Source organism: Candidatus Nanopelagicales bacterium (assembly GCA_041393815.1).
Lineage (GTDB): Bacteria > Actinomycetota > Actinomycetes > S36-B12 > JAWKJK01 > JAWKJK01.
This window is the reverse complement of sequence record JAWKJK010000007.1, coordinates 55,500-70,576: the sequence shown is the minus strand read 5'-3', so window position 1 is coordinate 70,576 and position 15,077 is coordinate 55,500. Positions and strand designations below refer to the sequence as shown.

Genomic DNA, 15,077 nt, shown 5'->3' with positions numbered 1-15,077 from the left:
TCACGCTGCCGGTCACGCCGGGGGCGCGACCGCGGGCGGGGCGGTCGGGCCGGTCGCCCGCATCCGCCGGATCCAGGCGGGCGGGTCGGCGATCTCGGCCCGGGTGGGGAGGGTCTGCGGCGACTCCCATACCCGGTTGAAGCTCGTCACGCCGACCTTGTCGACGACGGCCCGCACGAAGGCGGCGCCGTCGGAGTACTGCCGCAGCTTGGCGTCCATCCCGAGCAGGCGGCGGGCCAGTCCGTCGACGGCACCGGGGTGGGACCGGCGGTGCTCGAAGCGGCGCCGGATCTCCGCGACGCTGGGCACGATGTCCGGCCCGACGTCGTCCATGACGTGGTCCGCGTGCCCCTCCAGCAGGGACATCAGCGCGGTGAGGCGGTCGAACACCACCCGCTGAGCCGGGGTCTGGATCTCCTCGATGAGCGACACCTGCTCGTCACCCCCGACGATCCGGGTGCCGGCCCGCAGCACCGCGACCAGCCGCCCGAGCAGCTCGGAGGCGTCGAGGTCCGAGGCCACCAGGAACTCGTGCACCTCGGCAGCGAAGTGGTCGGCCAGCCAGGGCACCGCCCCGAACTGCACCCGGTGCGTCTCCTCGTGCAGGCACACCCACAGCCGGAAGTCGCGCGGGTCCACCTCGAGGGCGCGTTCGGCGGTCACGATGTTCGGTGCGACGAGCAGCAGCCGGGGCTGAGCGCCGGGGGCCACCAGCGCCTCGTACTGGCCCAGCACCTTGCCGGACAGCCAGGCCAGCGCCCCGCCCATCTGCAGCGCAGTGGCGCGCGACCCCAGCTCGGAGACCAGCGCGGGCGACTCGGCCCGGCGCTCCCGCATCCGGTCCAGCAGGGGCCGCAGCGCGACCCGGAACCCGTCGATGTTGGAGCGGGTCCAGGTGGGCCGGTCCACGACCTCGGTCGCGTGCGGGACGAACTCGGCCACCAGCCCGGTGCGCTCACGGACCGGCGCGACCGCCTCCGCGGCCAGCGTGCGCAGCTCGCGCACCGCGGCCCGCGCCTCCGCGGCGGGCAGCTCCGGCCCGCGCGGGGCGAACCGGGTCGCCGTGGCGACCGCGAGGTCCCAGTCCACGACGTCCGGCATGCATCGACCCTACGTGGTCCGTCGCGACCGTCCGGTGCGCGGCGGTACGGCTACCGGCAGCCGCAGCCGGCCAGTCGGGCGGAGATCCGGTCCTGCACCTCGCGGGCGCCGAGCACCGAGGTGACCTCGTCGGCGAGGACCGCGTACAGCAGCACCCGGCCGTCGACGTCGCGGACGCTGCCGGCCAGCGCGCTGACGCCGGTGAGGGTGCCCGTCTTGGCCCGCACCACACCGGCGGCGGCTGCGGTAGCCGTCGACACGAACCGGTTGTCGAGGGTCCCGGTCAGGCCGGCGACCGGGAGGCCGGGCGCGACGGGCCAGGCCCAGTCCGGCTGCCGGTCGGCGACCACGGCCAGAGCGCGCACCAGGACTCCCGCGGGCACGGCGTCGGCACGGGACAGCCCGCTGCCGTCGACCAGGTCGACCGCGGCGGTCGGGATGCCGAGGTCCGTCAGGGTGGCCAGGGTCGCCCGCGCCCCACCCGCGTACGAGGCCTCCCCGCCGTTCACGCCGCCGGCGAGGTGGGCCAGCGCCTCGGCGAGGGTGTTGTCGGACTCGGTCAGCATCCGCTCGACCAGGTCGGCGACCGTCGGCGACTCCACCCGGGCCAGCTCGGTCGCGCCGGTGCCGGCCGGTCCCTGGCGCACGTCGGTCACGGTCACCCCGCGGGCCGTCAGCAGGTCCGCGAACCGGTCCGCCGCGGCGCGGGCGGGGTCGGCGACCCGGGCCACGCCCCCGGGAGCGGCCCGGCCGCCGTCCACCATCAGGGCGCTCACCGGGGCCACCACGCCCAGGGCGGGGTAGGAGTCCGACCAGCCCGGCGCGAGCAGCGGGCCGACGAACGCGGACGCGTCGTAGTCCAGCCGGACCCGGCTCACGCCCTGCCGGTCCAGCGCCCGGGCGGTGGTCTCGGCCAGCCGCTCCAGCGACGCCGGCCGCGGGACGACCCCGTCGGTCGGCCCGCTGGCCAGGGTGGCGTCACCCCCGCCGACGAGGACCAGGCGTCCGGGTCCGGAGCGGGCCGCGGTCTGCGACGCAGACGCCGACGACGACGCGGACGCGGACCCGGCGGCTGCGCCGGATGCCGCCGGGGCCAGGACGGCGGTCGTCGCCAGCCGGGCATCCGGCCCGAGCGCGTCCAGGACCGCCAGGGCGGTGAGCAGCTTCGCCGTGGAGGCCGGGGTCGTCGCGGCGCCCGCGCGCCGGTCCAACAGCAGCGTCCCCGTGGCAGGGTCCAGCACCGCGGCGGACACGCTCGGACCGAGGGATGTGTCGGACAGCAGCGGCCCCAGGGCCGCCTTGAGCCCGGCCTTCGTGGGCGCGGGGGCGGTCGACCCCGCGACGGCGGTGGGAACCAGGACCGGCCCGGCCGGGGCGGCGGGCGGGCGCGACCCGGGCGTCGCGGCGGGCACGCCGTCGTCCACCGCGGACCCGCTGGCCGGGGGTGGCGTGCTGTCGCCCCGGACCGAGGCCAGCGCCGGCAGCGGGACGGCGACCACGGCCGCCACGAGGACGGCCATCGCGCGCACTCGCGACCGGTCGCGCCGTCTCACGCCCACGCCGAACCGCCGTCCCTGATCAAGTGGCCCCCGTCCAGGCGATCCGCCTGGGAGACTGCGCCCAGCACCCTAGGTGATGCCCCACCCGGGTCCGGCCCGCGGACCTGACCCGCCGCGCCGCGAGGAGGTCCGTCGCGTGGAACCCCTGGAGTTCGACGTCACCATCGAGATCCCGTCCGGGAGCCGGAACAAGTACGAGATGGACCACGTCTCGCACCGGATCCGGCTGGACCGGATGCTGTTCACCTCGACCCGCTACCCGCACGACTACGGGTTCATCGACGACACGCTCGGCCTGGACGGCGACCCGCTCGACGCCCTGGTGCTGGTGGACGAGCCGACCTTCCCCGGCGTCGTGATCCGCTGCCGCACGGTCGGGATGTTCCGGATGAGCGACGAGGCAGGCGGGGACGACAAGGTCCTCTGCGTCCCGTCCGGCGACCCGCGCAAGGAGCACATCCGCGACATCCACCACGTGCCCGAGTTCGACCGGCTGGAGATCCAGCACTTCTTCGAGGTCTACAAGGACCTCGAGCCGGGCAAGTCGGTCGAGGGGGCGACCTGGGTCGGCCGGACCGACGCGGAGAAGGAGATCCGCGAGTCCTGGCTCCGCTTCGACCAGGCCGACTCGCCCCGGCTGGGCACCCACTAGCCGGGGTCGGGGCCTTTCGGATCCCGGCTCGGCGCGAACCCCCGCGATGACCGGCACCTCCCCGCCCCGCGACCCCGGCACCCCTGGGGGCCCGCGGGCCGCGGTCGTGGCCCTGCTGCGCCAGGTCCTGCACGACCTGGCCGGGCCGTTGGGCGGCGCAGCCACGGTGTGGGTGCTCGACGACGACGGCCGCACGCTGGTCCCGCTGGCCTCGGCCGCCGCGGACCCGGAGGTCGAACGTGCGCTGGAGTCCCTGCACGACCGGCTGCGACCCCAGGTGGGCGAGGGCCTCGCGGGCGGGGCGGTGGCCGCCGGCGCCCCGCTGCTGATCCCGCGGCTGGACCTGGAGGCGATCGGCCGGGCCGTCCCCGCCTACGCGCAGTTCATGCGTGACTGGGGCGTCGAGGGCATGACCGTGCACCCCCTGACGGTGCTGGACGAGTCCGTGGGCGCCGTGGGGCTGGTCTGGCCCGGACGCTCCGCGGCCGCGGCGCTGGACCTGGTGCAGCAGCTGCCGGAGGTGGTCGCGCGGATCGCGCCCGCGGTCGAGACCTACCGGCTGATCGGCCGACTGGAGTACCTGGACTCCCTCGTCGACCAGGTGTCGGACGCCATCGTGGCGACCGACGCGGAGTTCCGTGTCACCTCCTGGAACCGGGCCGCCGAGCTGTTGTACGGGGTGCCCGAGGCCGAGGCGCTCGGCCGGCCGCTGGCCGAGCTCGCCGCGCCCCTGGAGTACCTCGAGGAGAGCGAGCCCGGCGAGTTCCACCTGACCGACACCGCCCAGGCCATTGACGCGCTGCGGGCACACGGCGAGTGGAGCGGTCGGGTCCGGCAGCGCCGGCCCGACGGTCGGGCCGTCCTGGTCGAGGCGCACGTCCGGCAGCTGTACGACGCCCGCGGGAGGGCGACCGGCGCGGCGTCCGTCAACCGCGACATCACCGAGACCGCCGCCGCGGAGGAGGAGCAGGAGGCCCGGCACCGGCTCACCCAGGCGGTGCTGGACGCCTCCCCCGCCTACACCCTGCTGGTCACGCCGGACGGGACGGTGTCCGCGGTCAGCGAGGACAGCCGCGGGGCGGCCGCCGCCCTCGGGATGGACCTGTCGCCCGGGCGGACGCTGCGGGAGGCACTGGCGGACCTCGAGCAGCTGCCCACCGGGACGCAGCAGGTGCTGGACCTGCTGGCCGACGTCCGGTCCGGCCGGGTCGAGCGCGGCGACGTCGACATCGACCTGATCGATCCCAGCGGTGCCCCGCGGTCCTTCCACGTCCAGGTCGCTCCCCTGGCGGAGGAGCCGTACGGCGTCGTCCTGGCGATCCTCGACATCACCCACCGAAGGGCACTGGAGCGCCAGCTGGCGCACCGGGCACAGCACGACGCGCTCACCGGGCTGCCCAACCGGGCGCACCTGGAGCTCGAGGTGGGCCGGGCCCTGAGCCGGGCCGCACGCCGGGGCACCCGGGTCGCGGTCCTGTTCTGCGACCTGGACCGATTCAAGGACATCAACGACTCGTACGGCCACGAACGGGGCGACTCGGTGCTGCGCGAGGTGGCCGGCCGGATCCGGTCCGCCTGCCGGGACCACGACCTGGTGGCGCGCTTCGGGGGCGACGAGTTCGTCGTGGTCGCCGAGGACGTCGACGACGAGGCGGGGGCACTGGCCCTGGGGCAGCGCGTGCTCGGGGCGCTGCGGGACCCGGTCCGGATCGGGCCCGTCGACGCCGTGCTGGGGCTGAGCGTCGGGGCCGCCCTGTCGGAGGGCGGGAGCGGTCCGGAGGCGGTCGACGAGCTGCTGAGCGAGGCCGACGCGGCGATGTACCGGGCGAAGGACGAGGGCCGCAACCGGGTCACGGTGTTCCGGGCCGAGATGCGGGAGCGGGTGCGCGCCCGGCTGGCCCTCGCCTCGGCGCTGCGGCGGGCGGTGGAGGGCGACGAGCTCGAGCTGGTCTACCAGCCGGTCGTCGCGATGGACGGTCGGGTGCTGCAGTGGGAGGCGTTCGTGCGCTGGCGGGCGCCGGGGCAGGGACTGCTGCGGCCGGACGCCTTCCTGGACGCCGCGGAGGAGAGCGGGGCGATCGTGGGGGTCGGCGCCTGGGTGCTGGACCACGCGGTGACGCAGACCGTCGCCTGGGGCGCGGCGCTGGAGGGACGGCCGGTGGCGGTGAACCTGTCCCCACGGCAGCTGGCCGACCCCGGCCTGGTGGACCTGGTGAGCGACGCGCTGGACCGGTCCGGGCTGGAGCCGGAGCGGCTGCACCTGGAGATCACCGAGGATGCCCTGCTCGACGACCCGGAGCAGGCCTTCGCCGCCCTCAGCCGGCTGGCCGCGATGGGCGTGGGCCTGGTCGTGGACGACTTCGGCACCGGGCTGTCGTCGCTGGCGCACCTGGAGGAGCTGCCGGTGCGGATGGTGAAGGTCGACCGGCGGCTGACCGCCCGGGTGGACCGCCGGCCCCGTGCCGCGGCCCTGGTCCGGGCGGTCGTCGCCCTCGGGCACGCGCTGCAGATCCCGGTGGTGGCGGAGGGGGTCGAGACCCGGGAGCAGCTCGACGCGGTCGCGGCCGCCGGCTGCGACGGGTTCCAGGGCTATCTGGCCACCCGGCCGCGGGCCGCCGAGGAGCTGCCGCTGCCGTGGCGGTCACCGGTCGGCGCCGACGGCTGACTCGCCCGCCTCGGGCGTGACGGGGGTCACCCGCGGGCGCCGGCGGATGCCGGGATCGGGACCTTGGACCCGGGTCGCGACGGCCCACATCCCGTCCGAGGGCCCGGAGAATCGGGTCATTCGGATCGGCATGAGCCGCAGGAGCAGGCATAGGCTGCATGACATGCAGGAACGGCAGTCCCCCGAGGTCGGCACCGCCCGGCTGCTGACCTCGCAGCAGGTCCAGGACCTGCTCGGCGTGGACGCCTCCACCGTCTACCGGATGGCCGCCGACGGCCGGCTGCCCGCGGTCAAGATCGGCCGCCAGTGGCGCTTCCGGGCCGACCGGATCTCCGCCCTGCTCGACGGCGACACCGGCCCCATTCCGACCGTGCCGGGGCCGGACGCGGCCCCCCACAGCGCCATTCCCGGGCCCAGCCCGACGCCCGGCCGCGGGCCCGCCCCGGCCGCCGTCGGCGCACCGACCCAGCCGCGGCTGCGCACCGAGATCGCGCAGCCCGTCGTCGACGCCGCCGCCGACCTGCTCGGCGTGATGATGGTGGTCACGGACATGGCCGGTCGTCCCGTCACGCACGTGGCCAACCCGTGCCCCCGCTTCGCCGAGCACGCCGCCGACCCGGACGTGATCACCGCGTGCGCCGAGGAGTGGCGGGAGCTGGCCGAGGACCTCGACTTCGAGCCGCGGTTCGCCGCCGGGCACCTCGGCTTCGAGTGCGCCCGTGCCTTCGTCCGCAGCGGCAGCGAGCTGGTCGGGATGGTGCTCGTCGGCGGCATCGCGCCGGAGCCCGAGCTCGCCGGCGACGACCTGTACCACCTGACCTCCGACCGGCGCACCGAGGTGCTCGCCTCGCTGCGCAAGGTCGCGGTGACCCTGTCGCGGGTCGCCACCATCGACTCCCGGGACGACGCATCCGTCGCGAGCCCGGCCAGCTGAAGGAGATCGACTAGATGAAGCGACTGCTCGTGCTCGGTGGCGGTACTGCCGGGACGATGGCCGTGAACAAGCTGCGTCCGCGGCTGCCGCGTGACGAGTGGAAGATCACCGTCGTCGACCAGAGCGACACCCACTTCTACCAGCCCGGCTACCTGTTCATCCCGTTCGGGATCTACCGGCCCGACGAGGTGACCAAGCCCCGCAAGCGGTACATCCCCAGCGGCGTCGACCTGGTCGAGGCCGAGATCGACCGCGTCCTCCCCGAGGAGAACAAGGTCGTGCTGGCGGACGGCAAGGAGTTGCCGTACGACTACCTGGTGATCGCCACCGGCACCTCGCCGCGGCCGGACCAGACCCCCGGGATGGACGGCGGCGAGTGGCGCCAGAGCGTGCACGAGTTCTACACGTACGACGGCGCCGTGGCCCTGGCCGAGAAGCTCAAGGAGTGGGACGGCGGCAAGCTGGTCGTGCACGTCACCGAGATGCCGATCAAGTGCCCGGTGGCGCCGCTGGAGTTCACCTTCCTCGCGGACGCGTTCTTCGAGGAGCAGGGCATCCGCGACAAGGTCGAGATGACCTACGTGACCCCGCTGCCCGGCGCGTTCACCAAGCCGGTGGCGTCGAAGTACCTCGGCTCGATGCTCGAGGACCGCGAGATCGCGCTCGAGTCGGACTTCATGATCATGGAGGTCGACGACGAGAACAAGAAGATCGTGTCGTACGACGAGCGCGAGGTCCCGTTCGACCTGCTGGTGACCGTGCCGCTCAACATGGGCGCGGAGTACATCGCCCGCTCCGGCCTCGGCGACGAGCTGAACTACGTGCCGGTCGACAAGGAGACACTGCTGTCGACCAAGTACGACAACATCTTCGCCATCGGCGACGCGTCCAACATCCCCGCCTCGAAGGCCGGTTCGGTCGCCCACTTCGCGATGGACCTGTTCCCCGACAACTTCATGAACCACATCGCCGGTCGGCAGATGACGGAGAAGTTCGACGGGCACGCCAACTGCTTCATCGAGACCGGCCACGGCAAGGGCCTGCTCATCGACTTCAACTACGAGACCGAGCCCCTGCCCGGCAAGTACCCGCTGCCCGGGATCGGCCCCTTCAGCCTGCTGAAGGAGACCGAGATGAACCACTGGGGCAAGGTCATGTTCCGCTGGATGTACTGGAACCTGCTGCTGCCTGGCAAGGAGCTCCCGCTCCCGGCGCTGATGTCGATGGCGGGCAAGGACACGGAGGACCTCGGATGACCGCCGTCGTTCCGGAGGCGAACCTCGAGCAGCGTCTGGACCGCCTGACGCTGCTGGTCGAGGACATGTACGCCGAGCTGCAGGCGCAGCGCGAGGCACGCGAGCGCTGGGCGGAGCTCAACGAGGTCATGGTTCCCGTCACCCGGGCCGCCTTCGACTCCGTCTCCCGGGAGATGGAGGACCTCAGCGAGGACGTCACGATCGAGGACGCCATCCGCTTCGCCCGGACCGCGGCGCGGGCGCTGCCCCAGATGGAGCGGCTGCTGGCGCAGCTGGAGACCATGACCGAGCTCGGCTCGGAGGCCACCAAGCTGTCCGGCGCGATGATGGCGAAGGTGTCCGACGCCCTCGACCAGGCGGAGAAGAAGGGCTACTTCACCTTCGCCCAGGGCGGGATGGCGATCGCCGACAAGGTCGTCACCTCGTTCGACGAGGACGACATCGAGGCCCTCGGCGACAACGTCGTCCTCATCCTCAACACGGTCAAGCAGATGACGCAGCCGGAGATCATGACCATGCTGCGCCGCACCATGGTGACGGTCCAGGAGGACCAGCTCACCGACGTCAAGCCGCCCGGCACCTTCGCGCTGCTGCGCGAGATGCGGGACCCGGACGTGCGCCGCGGGCTCGCGCGTACGCTCCACATGCTCAGGTCCATCGGCCTCGAGAGCCGGCCGGATCAGATCACCCAGAAGTAGGAAGGAACACCGCAATGCCCGTGACCACGATCAACGGCCGCGAGGTCCACGTCGACGACGAGGGCTTCCTCACCGAGTACGACGAGTGGGACCAGGACCTGGCCAAGACCCTCGCCGCCAACATCGGCATCGACCTCACCGACGACCACTGGAAGATGATCAACTTCCTGCGTGAGGACTTCAAGGCCAACGGCGAGACCCCGACCACGCGGCGCGTGGACACCGCCGGCGGGATCCCCACCAAGCTGCAGTTCCAGCTCTTCCCCAAGAAGCCGGCCAAGAAGAGCGCCTACATCGCGGGCGTGCCGAAGCCCCACGGTTGCGTCTGAGACGCGGGACGGAAACGACTGACATGAGCGACGCACCGATCGTCCCCAACTTCGGCGACGACGAGGAGTCCGACCGCAAGATCGCCTTCATCTGCTCCAAGGGCAACCTGGACATGGCCTACCCGGCCCTGATCCTGGCCAACGCCGCCCTGGGCGAGGGCGTCCAGTGCGACATCTTCTTCACCTTCTGGGGCTTCGACATGATCATGAAGTCCCGGATGAACGACCTGAAGTTCACCCCTACCGGCAACACCGCGATGCACATGCCGATCGGTGACGTGCGCATCCCGCAGGCGCTCGCGCCGATGCCGGGCATGCAGCCGATGGCGACCAAGATGCTGAAGAAGCAGATCGCCGACCTCGGCGTCCCGGAGGTCCCGGACTTCCTGGACCAGATCGTCGCCGCCGGCGGCAAGCTGTGGGCCTGCCGGCTGTCCGCCGACATGAACCACGTCGACGAGAGCGACCTGCGCGACGACCTCGAGGGCATCATCAATGCCTCGGACTTCATCGAGATGACCGACGGGGCCCAGGTCATCTTCATCTGAGCACCGTCCCCGAGCCTCGGCCGGTCACCCGTCATCCGGGTGGCCGGCCGTCGCGTGTCCCGGGTCCGCGGGGGAGGATGCCGGGGTGAGGGGCAACGGCGACGGGTGGGTGCGCGCCGACGACGGCCGGTCGTTCTGGGGCGTGTACGGCGCCGCCGGCCTGCTGCTGCGGCACCGGCCCGACACCGGGCCGTCCCGGTTCCTGCTCGCGCAGCGGGCCGCGTGGGTGCACCGCGGCCACGGGCAGTGGGCGATCCCGGGCGGCGCGCGGGACCGGCACGAGTCGGCCTGGGACGCGGCGCTGCGGGAGTTCGACGAGGAGATCGGGCGGCTGCCGGACGGACTGGTGCGCGTGGGCGACTTCGTCGACGACGCGCTGCCGGGGCGCTGGTCCTACACCACCTGCTGCGCCGACGTCGCCGAGGCGCCGGCGTACCACCGCACCCTGTCGGTGGAGAACGACGCGGCCGACTGGTTCACCGTCGCCGACCTGGCCCGGGTGCCGCTGTTCGGCCCGGTCGCGGTCGCGCTGCCGCATCTGCTCGCCCTGTTCGACGAGCCGACCCCTCGCTGACCCCGCGCACTGCCCCCGCACCGCATCCCCCGCACCCACCCCTTGGCGACGGAATGAGTCCCGGCGTTGCTTGACGCCCCGGAATCGGCCCGCAAGCGACGTGGGGACTCATTCCGTCGAGAGAGAAGCGGGGGTGGAGCCAGGGCGTGCGGGGGGAGGTCGGGGCGCTGGCGTGGCGGGCGTCAGCCGACGGGGACCCAGACCAGCCGGAGGTCGGCGACCCGCACGTCGGTCCGCTCCAGCGGGACGGCAACGGTGCTGACGGCCGCGGCGCGCTCCGTCCACTCCCGGTCGATGCCCGCCACCTCGTCGGCGAGCTCGGCGTCCAGCTGCGCCAGCCCGGCGGCGAGGGAGTCCACCTTCGCGCGCGCCTGGTCGACGCGGGCGGCGGCGCCGGAGATGCGCCGCGCCTGCGCCGACACCGAGGCCCGCGACCGGCGTCCGCCGAAGAGGCCACCGAGCACCGACGACGCGACCGAGGTGGCGGCATCGGCGTAGGCGGCCTGCTGCGACGCCTCCTGCCGCTGCACCGCCGCCACCGCGGTGTCGATGCGGTCCTGCAGCGCCCGGACCTTGGCCTCGTACTTGGTCCGCAGCGCGGCCGTCGCCGCGTCGGCACGGGAGTCGGCCTCCGCGGCGCACCGCCCGGCGAACTGCTCGGCGGTCTCCCCCACCCGTCCGTACAGCTTCAGCTCGCGGTTGACCGGGACCTCCAGCACGCGGGACCGGACCAGGTGGTCGGTCAGCGCCGCCCGCAGCCCCGACCACCAGGTCTTCGAGGACACCGCGGCGGCGACGAACTCGTACGTCACGGCGCCGACGGGCTGGGGCAGCAGGTCACGGTCGTCGTAGTCCACGGCGACGAACCCGACCGCGTCCGGCACGTCAGGCAGCGGGCACAGCACCGCCTCGTACTCCTCGTCGTGGACCAGGTCGGCCCGGGTCTCGTCGTAGCGCAGCCGGACCCGCGCCACCGCGGCCGCGCGAAGCCGCGTCCCCGGCACGGCGCCGACCACCCCCGCCCAGGCTGCGGCCGGGTCGAGGTACGACACCGGGATGCCCGCAGCCACTGCCGGCATCACCGGCGTCACGTCCGCAGTGCTCGACACGGGCGCCCCCGCAGCGGCCGGCCCGGGATCGCCGGAGGGTGGCGGCATGGGGACCGGGGCGCCGTCGGGGGCGGCCGGCATCGACGGAGGCGCCAGCTCCGCGGGTGGCGCCGCCGCGGCCGGCTGGTCCGCGGCCAGTCGCGCGATCTGCTCGCGGGTCAGCGGGCCGCGCAGGTAGCTCATCGCCCAGCGCGTCGTCATGGTCTCCGGCCGGTCGGAGCCGGCGCGCCGCAGCACGAACTCCCGCTTCGCCAGCCCCGACACGGTGTCGCCCAGCGCAGCCACGTCGACGGTCCCGGCCGCGCTGGTCAGCCCGTCCAGCAGCCGGGCCTTGTCCCGCTCGGTCTGCAGCCGGCCGATCAGCCAGGTGCCCGCGTTGGACAGCGCCTTGTAGTCGACGTCGACCGGGTTCTGGGTCGCCAGGACGACACCGACGCCGTACGCCCGGGCCTGCTTCATCAGGGTGAGCAGCGGCGGCTTGGTGGGCGGGTTGGCGGTGGGCGGGACCAGGCCGGCGACCTCGTCCAGGTACAGCAGCAGCCGCAGGTCCGCGGTGCCGGGCTGACGCCGCATCCAGGCCACGACCTCGGCCAGGACGAGGGCGGTCACCGCCTGCCGCTCGCTGTCGTCGAGATGCGAGGTCGTCACGATCGCGCAGCGCGGACCGCCGTCCGCGCCCCGGACCAGTGCGTCCACGTCGATCGGCGGCCCCTGCAACCAGGCCGCGAACCCCGGCGAGGCCAGCAGGTTGTTCAGCCGCAGCACGAAGGCCTGCCGGTCCGCCGGCGGGAAGAACTGGTCCAGCTCCAGCACCCCGACCTTGCGGATCGGGGGCTGCGCGACCCACGCGACCAGCGTGGGCAGGTCCAGGTCCTGGCCGCCGGACCAGGCGTGCCAGACCAGGTTCGCTAGCAGCACGTGTTCGCGGGACGTCAGCGGGTCGGCGTCGACGCCCAGCAGGCCGAGCAGCGAGGAGACGTACGCGGCGATCTCGTCCTGCACCGCTTCCTCGTCGGAGCGGTCCGCGGGGGCCACCAGCGAGCCGACCACGTTGAGCGGCACCCCGGCGGTCGACCCGGGCGTGTAGACGGTGCGCGGCACCGTCTCCGACAGCCGGGCGACGTCGGCGCGGCCGAGGTCCCAGCCGGCCAGGCCCTCCCGCCAGCGCGTGGCCTGGTCCTCGGCGTACGCGTCGGGGGTCATCCCGGTGGCGACTGCCGCGCCCTCGTCGACCCAGGGCCGGAACTGCGCCGCGCTGAGCTCGGGGAACAGCAGGCACAGGTTCGTCAGGTCGCCCTTCGGGTCGACCACGATCGCCGGGACGCCGGCGGCAAGACACTCCTCGACCAGGACGACCCCGAGGCCGGTCTTGCCCGACCCGGTCATCCCGACGATCACGCCGTGCGTCGTCAGGTCGGCGGAACGCAGGACGGCGTCGGTGCCGGTCCGCTGGTGGGCGGCCGGGTCGACGAGGCCGCCGAGGCGCAGGTCGGGCATGCGGCCGACTGTAGGGGCCGAGGACGCCGCACGGGACGCGGACGGCAACGGGCCCGGACACGCCTCGGGGGCCGGGTGTGACCCGGCCCCCGAGGGCGTCGCGCGTGACGGGTTCGGCTACTCCACCGGACCCTTGCCCTGCAGGTGCGGGTGCACCGGCACGTGCTCGTCGAGCTTCTCCTCGGACGGGATCTCGGCCTCGACGTCGGCCGCGTGGATCGTGTGCCGCATCGCCCAGCCGGCCCAGATACCGAAGGCCAGCACGACCGAGCCCACCGTGATGATGGCGAAGGCGGTCGGCAACTGGGTGAACCGGAACATGATGAACGAGACGATGGCCGCCGCCGGGATGGTGATGGCCCAGGCCACCACCATCTCCCCGATGACCTTCCAGTTGGCTCCCCGGCCGGAGCCGACACCCGCGCCCACGATCGACGAGGCGGCGGCGTGCGTGGTGGAGATCGGCATGCCGATGCTGGTGGCACCGAAGATCGCGGTCGTCGCACCGATGTTGGCCGCGACCCCGGAGCTGGCGTGCAGTGTCGTGAGCCTCAGGCCCATGGTCTCGATGATCTTCCAGCCGCCCCACAGGGTGCCCAGCGCGATGGCGGCGTAGGCCGACAGCGCCACCCACTCCGGAACCACGATCGTCTTGCCGTCCTCGGCCATCGTCGTGTAGCCGGCGCCCAGCATCAGCGCGGCGATGACGCCCATCGTCTTCTGCGCGTCGTTGGCACCGTGGCCGAAGGACACCCCGGCCGCGGACACCAGCTGCAGGCCCTTGAAGACGGGGTGCTCGTCGCGCATCTTGAACAGCTTCTGAAGGCCGCCGACGACGAACATCGCGGCGAACGCGATGCTGAACGCCACCGCGGGTGAGGCGAGGATGCCGATCAGGGCCTTCTCGACGCTCTCCCACGAGATCGCGGCGAAGCCGCCCGCGGCGATACCGGCACCGACCAGACCGCCGATGATGGCGTGGCTGGACGACGAGGGCATGCCGACGAACCAGGTGACGTAGTTCCAGGCGATCGCCGCGAACAGCGCGGCGAACGCCACCGCGACCCCGGCGTACTCCACCTTCACCGTCTTCGCCACCGTGTTGGCCACGGCCGTGCCCACCACGAAGTAGGCCACGAAGTTGAAGAACGCGGAGAAGCCGGGCGCCCACTTGGCCGGCAGCGCGCGGGTGGCCACGACGGTGGCGACCGAGTTCGCCGCGTCGTGGAACCCGTTCGTGAAGTCGAACAGCAGCGCGAGCGCCACCACGGCGATAACCGTGAGAAGTAGTAGATCCACCCCAGACCTCCCTCAACTGCGCACGGATAGTGACACGTCCATGACGCCGTCGCTACGGGTCTGTGGACCTGAGGTGAACAGGACCTTCACCACGTGAACGTGGGGTCCGGCGACAGATGAACCGCAGATGAACTCGACACGACATCTTCGCGTCGGGTTCACGCAGCGCAACCGGGACGCCCCGGAGCGACCCTCTACGCCGCGCTACTTCTCGTTGTGGTGCCGGTTGCGCGAGCTGTAACTCGCGCAACCGGCACCACAAGGAGAGACCGGTACGCGCGGGACCGGTGCGGGGCCGGGTCGACCCGACCCCGGACCGGGTCCGTGCTGAGGGTCAGGCCGCGACGAAGGTGATGCGGAACTTGTTCGACTTCAGCTCACCCTGGCCGGAGCCGGCCAGGATGCGCAGCCGGTAGTACCAGAACCCGTCGCAGTAGCCCGCCCCGGTGCAGTTGTACGGGTCGAAGCGCACCGTCGCGATGCCCTTGCCGTTCGTCCACTGCGAGGACTCGCGCTCCCACCGATTGTCCGAGTTGTCCCAGTACTCCAGGACCACCTTGCGGGCGGGGTACGACGACGACATCTTCACGTACAGCTTGGGCAGGCTCGCGCGCGTCGGGTACTTCCACTCCCGGAACGTCCGGGTGAGGTAGCGGTAGCCGTCCGACCAGTACCACTTGGCGCTCTGCCGGGTGGCGGCGGGCGCCGCCGCGGGTGCCGCCGCGGCCACGGTCACGGCCCGCTCGGGAGCGGGCGCCGCCACCGCCCCGCCGCCGGACACCACCGCCGTCCCGATCAGGAGGGCCGCCGTCGCCAGGACGGCAGGGAGTCGGGTTCGGTTCATGACGACCTCCCT

Annotated in this window: 13 protein-coding genes; 8 read left to right on the top strand and 5 right to left on the bottom strand. The window is 73.1% G+C overall.

Going from position 1 to position 15,077, the window contains the following annotated elements; all coding sequences use genetic code 11:
• Positions 1–12 precede the first annotated feature (12 nt).
• Together R2737_16665 and dacB are read right to left on the bottom strand one after the other, a co-directional pair.
• Complete coding sequence (locus R2737_16665; protein MEZ5117896.1) at positions 13–1,101, bottom strand: zinc-dependent metalloprotease; 1,089 nt, start codon at positions 1,099–1,101, stop codon at positions 13–15.
• Positions 1,102–1,151: 50 nt separating this feature from the next.
• Entirely contained in the window at positions 1,152–2,621 is a 1,470-nt protein-coding gene (gene dacB, locus R2737_16660; GenBank protein ID MEZ5117895.1) for a D-alanyl-D-alanine carboxypeptidase/D-alanyl-D-alanine-endopeptidase, read from the bottom strand.
• A 184-nt stretch (positions 2,622–2,805) separates the two neighbouring features.
• Between dacB and R2737_16655 the strand changes: the two genes are divergently transcribed.
• The 8 genes from R2737_16655 to R2737_16620 all read left to right on the top strand — a co-directional run bounded on the left by R2737_16655 (position 2,806) and on the right by R2737_16620 (position 10,316).
• Positions 2,806–3,312: an inorganic diphosphatase gene (locus tag R2737_16655; protein ID MEZ5117894.1), complete on the top strand. Its 507-nt coding sequence runs from the start codon at positions 2,806–2,808 to the stop codon at positions 3,310–3,312.
• Between the two features lie 46 nt (positions 3,313–3,358).
• Positions 3,359–5,977 (top strand): EAL domain-containing protein, encoded by a 2,619-nt coding sequence (locus R2737_16650; GenBank protein ID MEZ5117893.1) that lies wholly within the window; start codon positions 3,359–3,361, stop codon positions 5,975–5,977.
• Between the two features lie 163 nt (positions 5,978–6,140).
• Positions 6,141–6,911 (top strand): helix-turn-helix domain-containing protein, encoded by a 771-nt coding sequence (locus R2737_16645; protein MEZ5117892.1) that lies wholly within the window; start codon positions 6,141–6,143, stop codon positions 6,909–6,911.
• A gap of 14 nt (positions 6,912–6,925) precedes the next feature.
• On the top strand, positions 6,926–8,167 hold the full coding sequence (locus tag R2737_16640; GenBank protein ID MEZ5117891.1) for an FAD/NAD(P)-binding oxidoreductase: 1,242 nt from the start codon (positions 6,926–6,928) through the stop codon (positions 8,165–8,167).
• Positions 8,164–8,865 carry a DUF1641 domain-containing protein gene (locus R2737_16635; protein MEZ5117890.1) on the top strand — a complete coding sequence of 234 codons (702 nt, stop codon included), beginning with the start codon at positions 8,164–8,166 and terminating at the stop codon, positions 8,863–8,865. Before R2737_16640 ends, R2737_16635 begins: the two co-directional genes overlap by 4 nt.
• Before the next feature lie 14 nt (positions 8,866–8,879).
• The gene (locus tag R2737_16630; GenBank protein ID MEZ5117889.1) at positions 8,880–9,194 is read left to right on the top strand and encodes a TusE/DsrC/DsvC family sulfur relay protein; all 315 of its coding nucleotides are present in this window, start codon (positions 8,880–8,882) and stop codon (positions 9,192–9,194) included.
• A 23-nt stretch (positions 9,195–9,217) separates the two neighbouring features.
• Complete coding sequence (locus tag R2737_16625; GenBank protein MEZ5117888.1) at positions 9,218–9,742, top strand: DsrE/DsrF/DrsH-like family protein; 525 nt, start codon at positions 9,218–9,220, stop codon at positions 9,740–9,742.
• A gap of 85 nt (positions 9,743–9,827) precedes the next feature.
• Positions 9,828–10,316, top strand: a complete 489-nt coding sequence (locus R2737_16620; protein MEZ5117887.1) for an NUDIX hydrolase — start codon at positions 9,828–9,830, stop codon at positions 10,314–10,316.
• Positions 10,317–10,498: 182 nt separating this feature from the next.
• Here R2737_16620 and R2737_16615 read toward each other — a convergent pair whose 3' ends face one another.
• From R2737_16615 to R2737_16605, 3 genes are all read right to left on the bottom strand, one after another.
• Complete coding sequence (locus R2737_16615) at positions 10,499–12,922, bottom strand: helicase HerA-like domain-containing protein (GenBank protein MEZ5117886.1); 2,424 nt, start codon at positions 12,920–12,922, stop codon at positions 10,499–10,501.
• 117 nt (positions 12,923–13,039) lie between these two features.
• A complete protein-coding gene (locus tag R2737_16610; GenBank protein ID MEZ5117885.1) occupies positions 13,040–14,191 on the bottom strand; it encodes an inorganic phosphate transporter in 1,152 nt (383 codons plus the stop codon).
• 364 nt (positions 14,192–14,555) lie between these two features.
• A complete protein-coding gene (locus tag R2737_16605; GenBank protein MEZ5117884.1) occupies positions 14,556–15,065 on the bottom strand; it encodes a hypothetical protein in 510 nt (169 codons plus the stop codon).
• Positions 15,066–15,077: the final 12 nt, after the last annotated feature.

Bases quoted from the DNA above. Each gene is read 5' to 3' on its own strand.
- R2737_16665 (MEZ5117896.1), bottom strand. From the start codon at position 1,101: ATGCCGGACGTCGTGGACTGGGACCTCGCGGTCGCCACGGCGACCCGG.
- dacB (MEZ5117895.1), bottom strand. From the start codon at position 2,621: ATGGCCGTCCTCGTGGCGGCCGTGGTCGCCGTCCCGCTGCCGGCGCTG.
- R2737_16650 (MEZ5117893.1), top strand. From the start codon at position 3,359: ATGACCGGCACCTCCCCGCCCCGCGACCCCGGCACCCCTGGGGGCCCG.
- R2737_16645 (MEZ5117892.1), top strand. From the start codon at position 6,141: ATGCAGGAACGGCAGTCCCCCGAGGTCGGCACCGCCCGGCTGCTGACC.
- R2737_16640 (MEZ5117891.1), top strand. From the start codon at position 6,926: ATGAAGCGACTGCTCGTGCTCGGTGGCGGTACTGCCGGGACGATGGCC.
- R2737_16635 (MEZ5117890.1), top strand. From the start codon at position 8,164: ATGACCGCCGTCGTTCCGGAGGCGAACCTCGAGCAGCGTCTGGACCGC.
- R2737_16630 (MEZ5117889.1), top strand. From the start codon at position 8,880: ATGCCCGTGACCACGATCAACGGCCGCGAGGTCCACGTCGACGACGAG.
- R2737_16625 (MEZ5117888.1), top strand. From the start codon at position 9,218: ATGAGCGACGCACCGATCGTCCCCAACTTCGGCGACGACGAGGAGTCC.
- R2737_16615 (MEZ5117886.1), bottom strand. From the start codon at position 12,922: ATGCCCGACCTGCGCCTCGGCGGCCTCGTCGACCCGGCCGCCCACCAG.
- R2737_16605 (MEZ5117884.1), bottom strand. From the start codon at position 15,065: ATGAACCGAACCCGACTCCCTGCCGTCCTGGCGACGGCGGCCCTCCTG.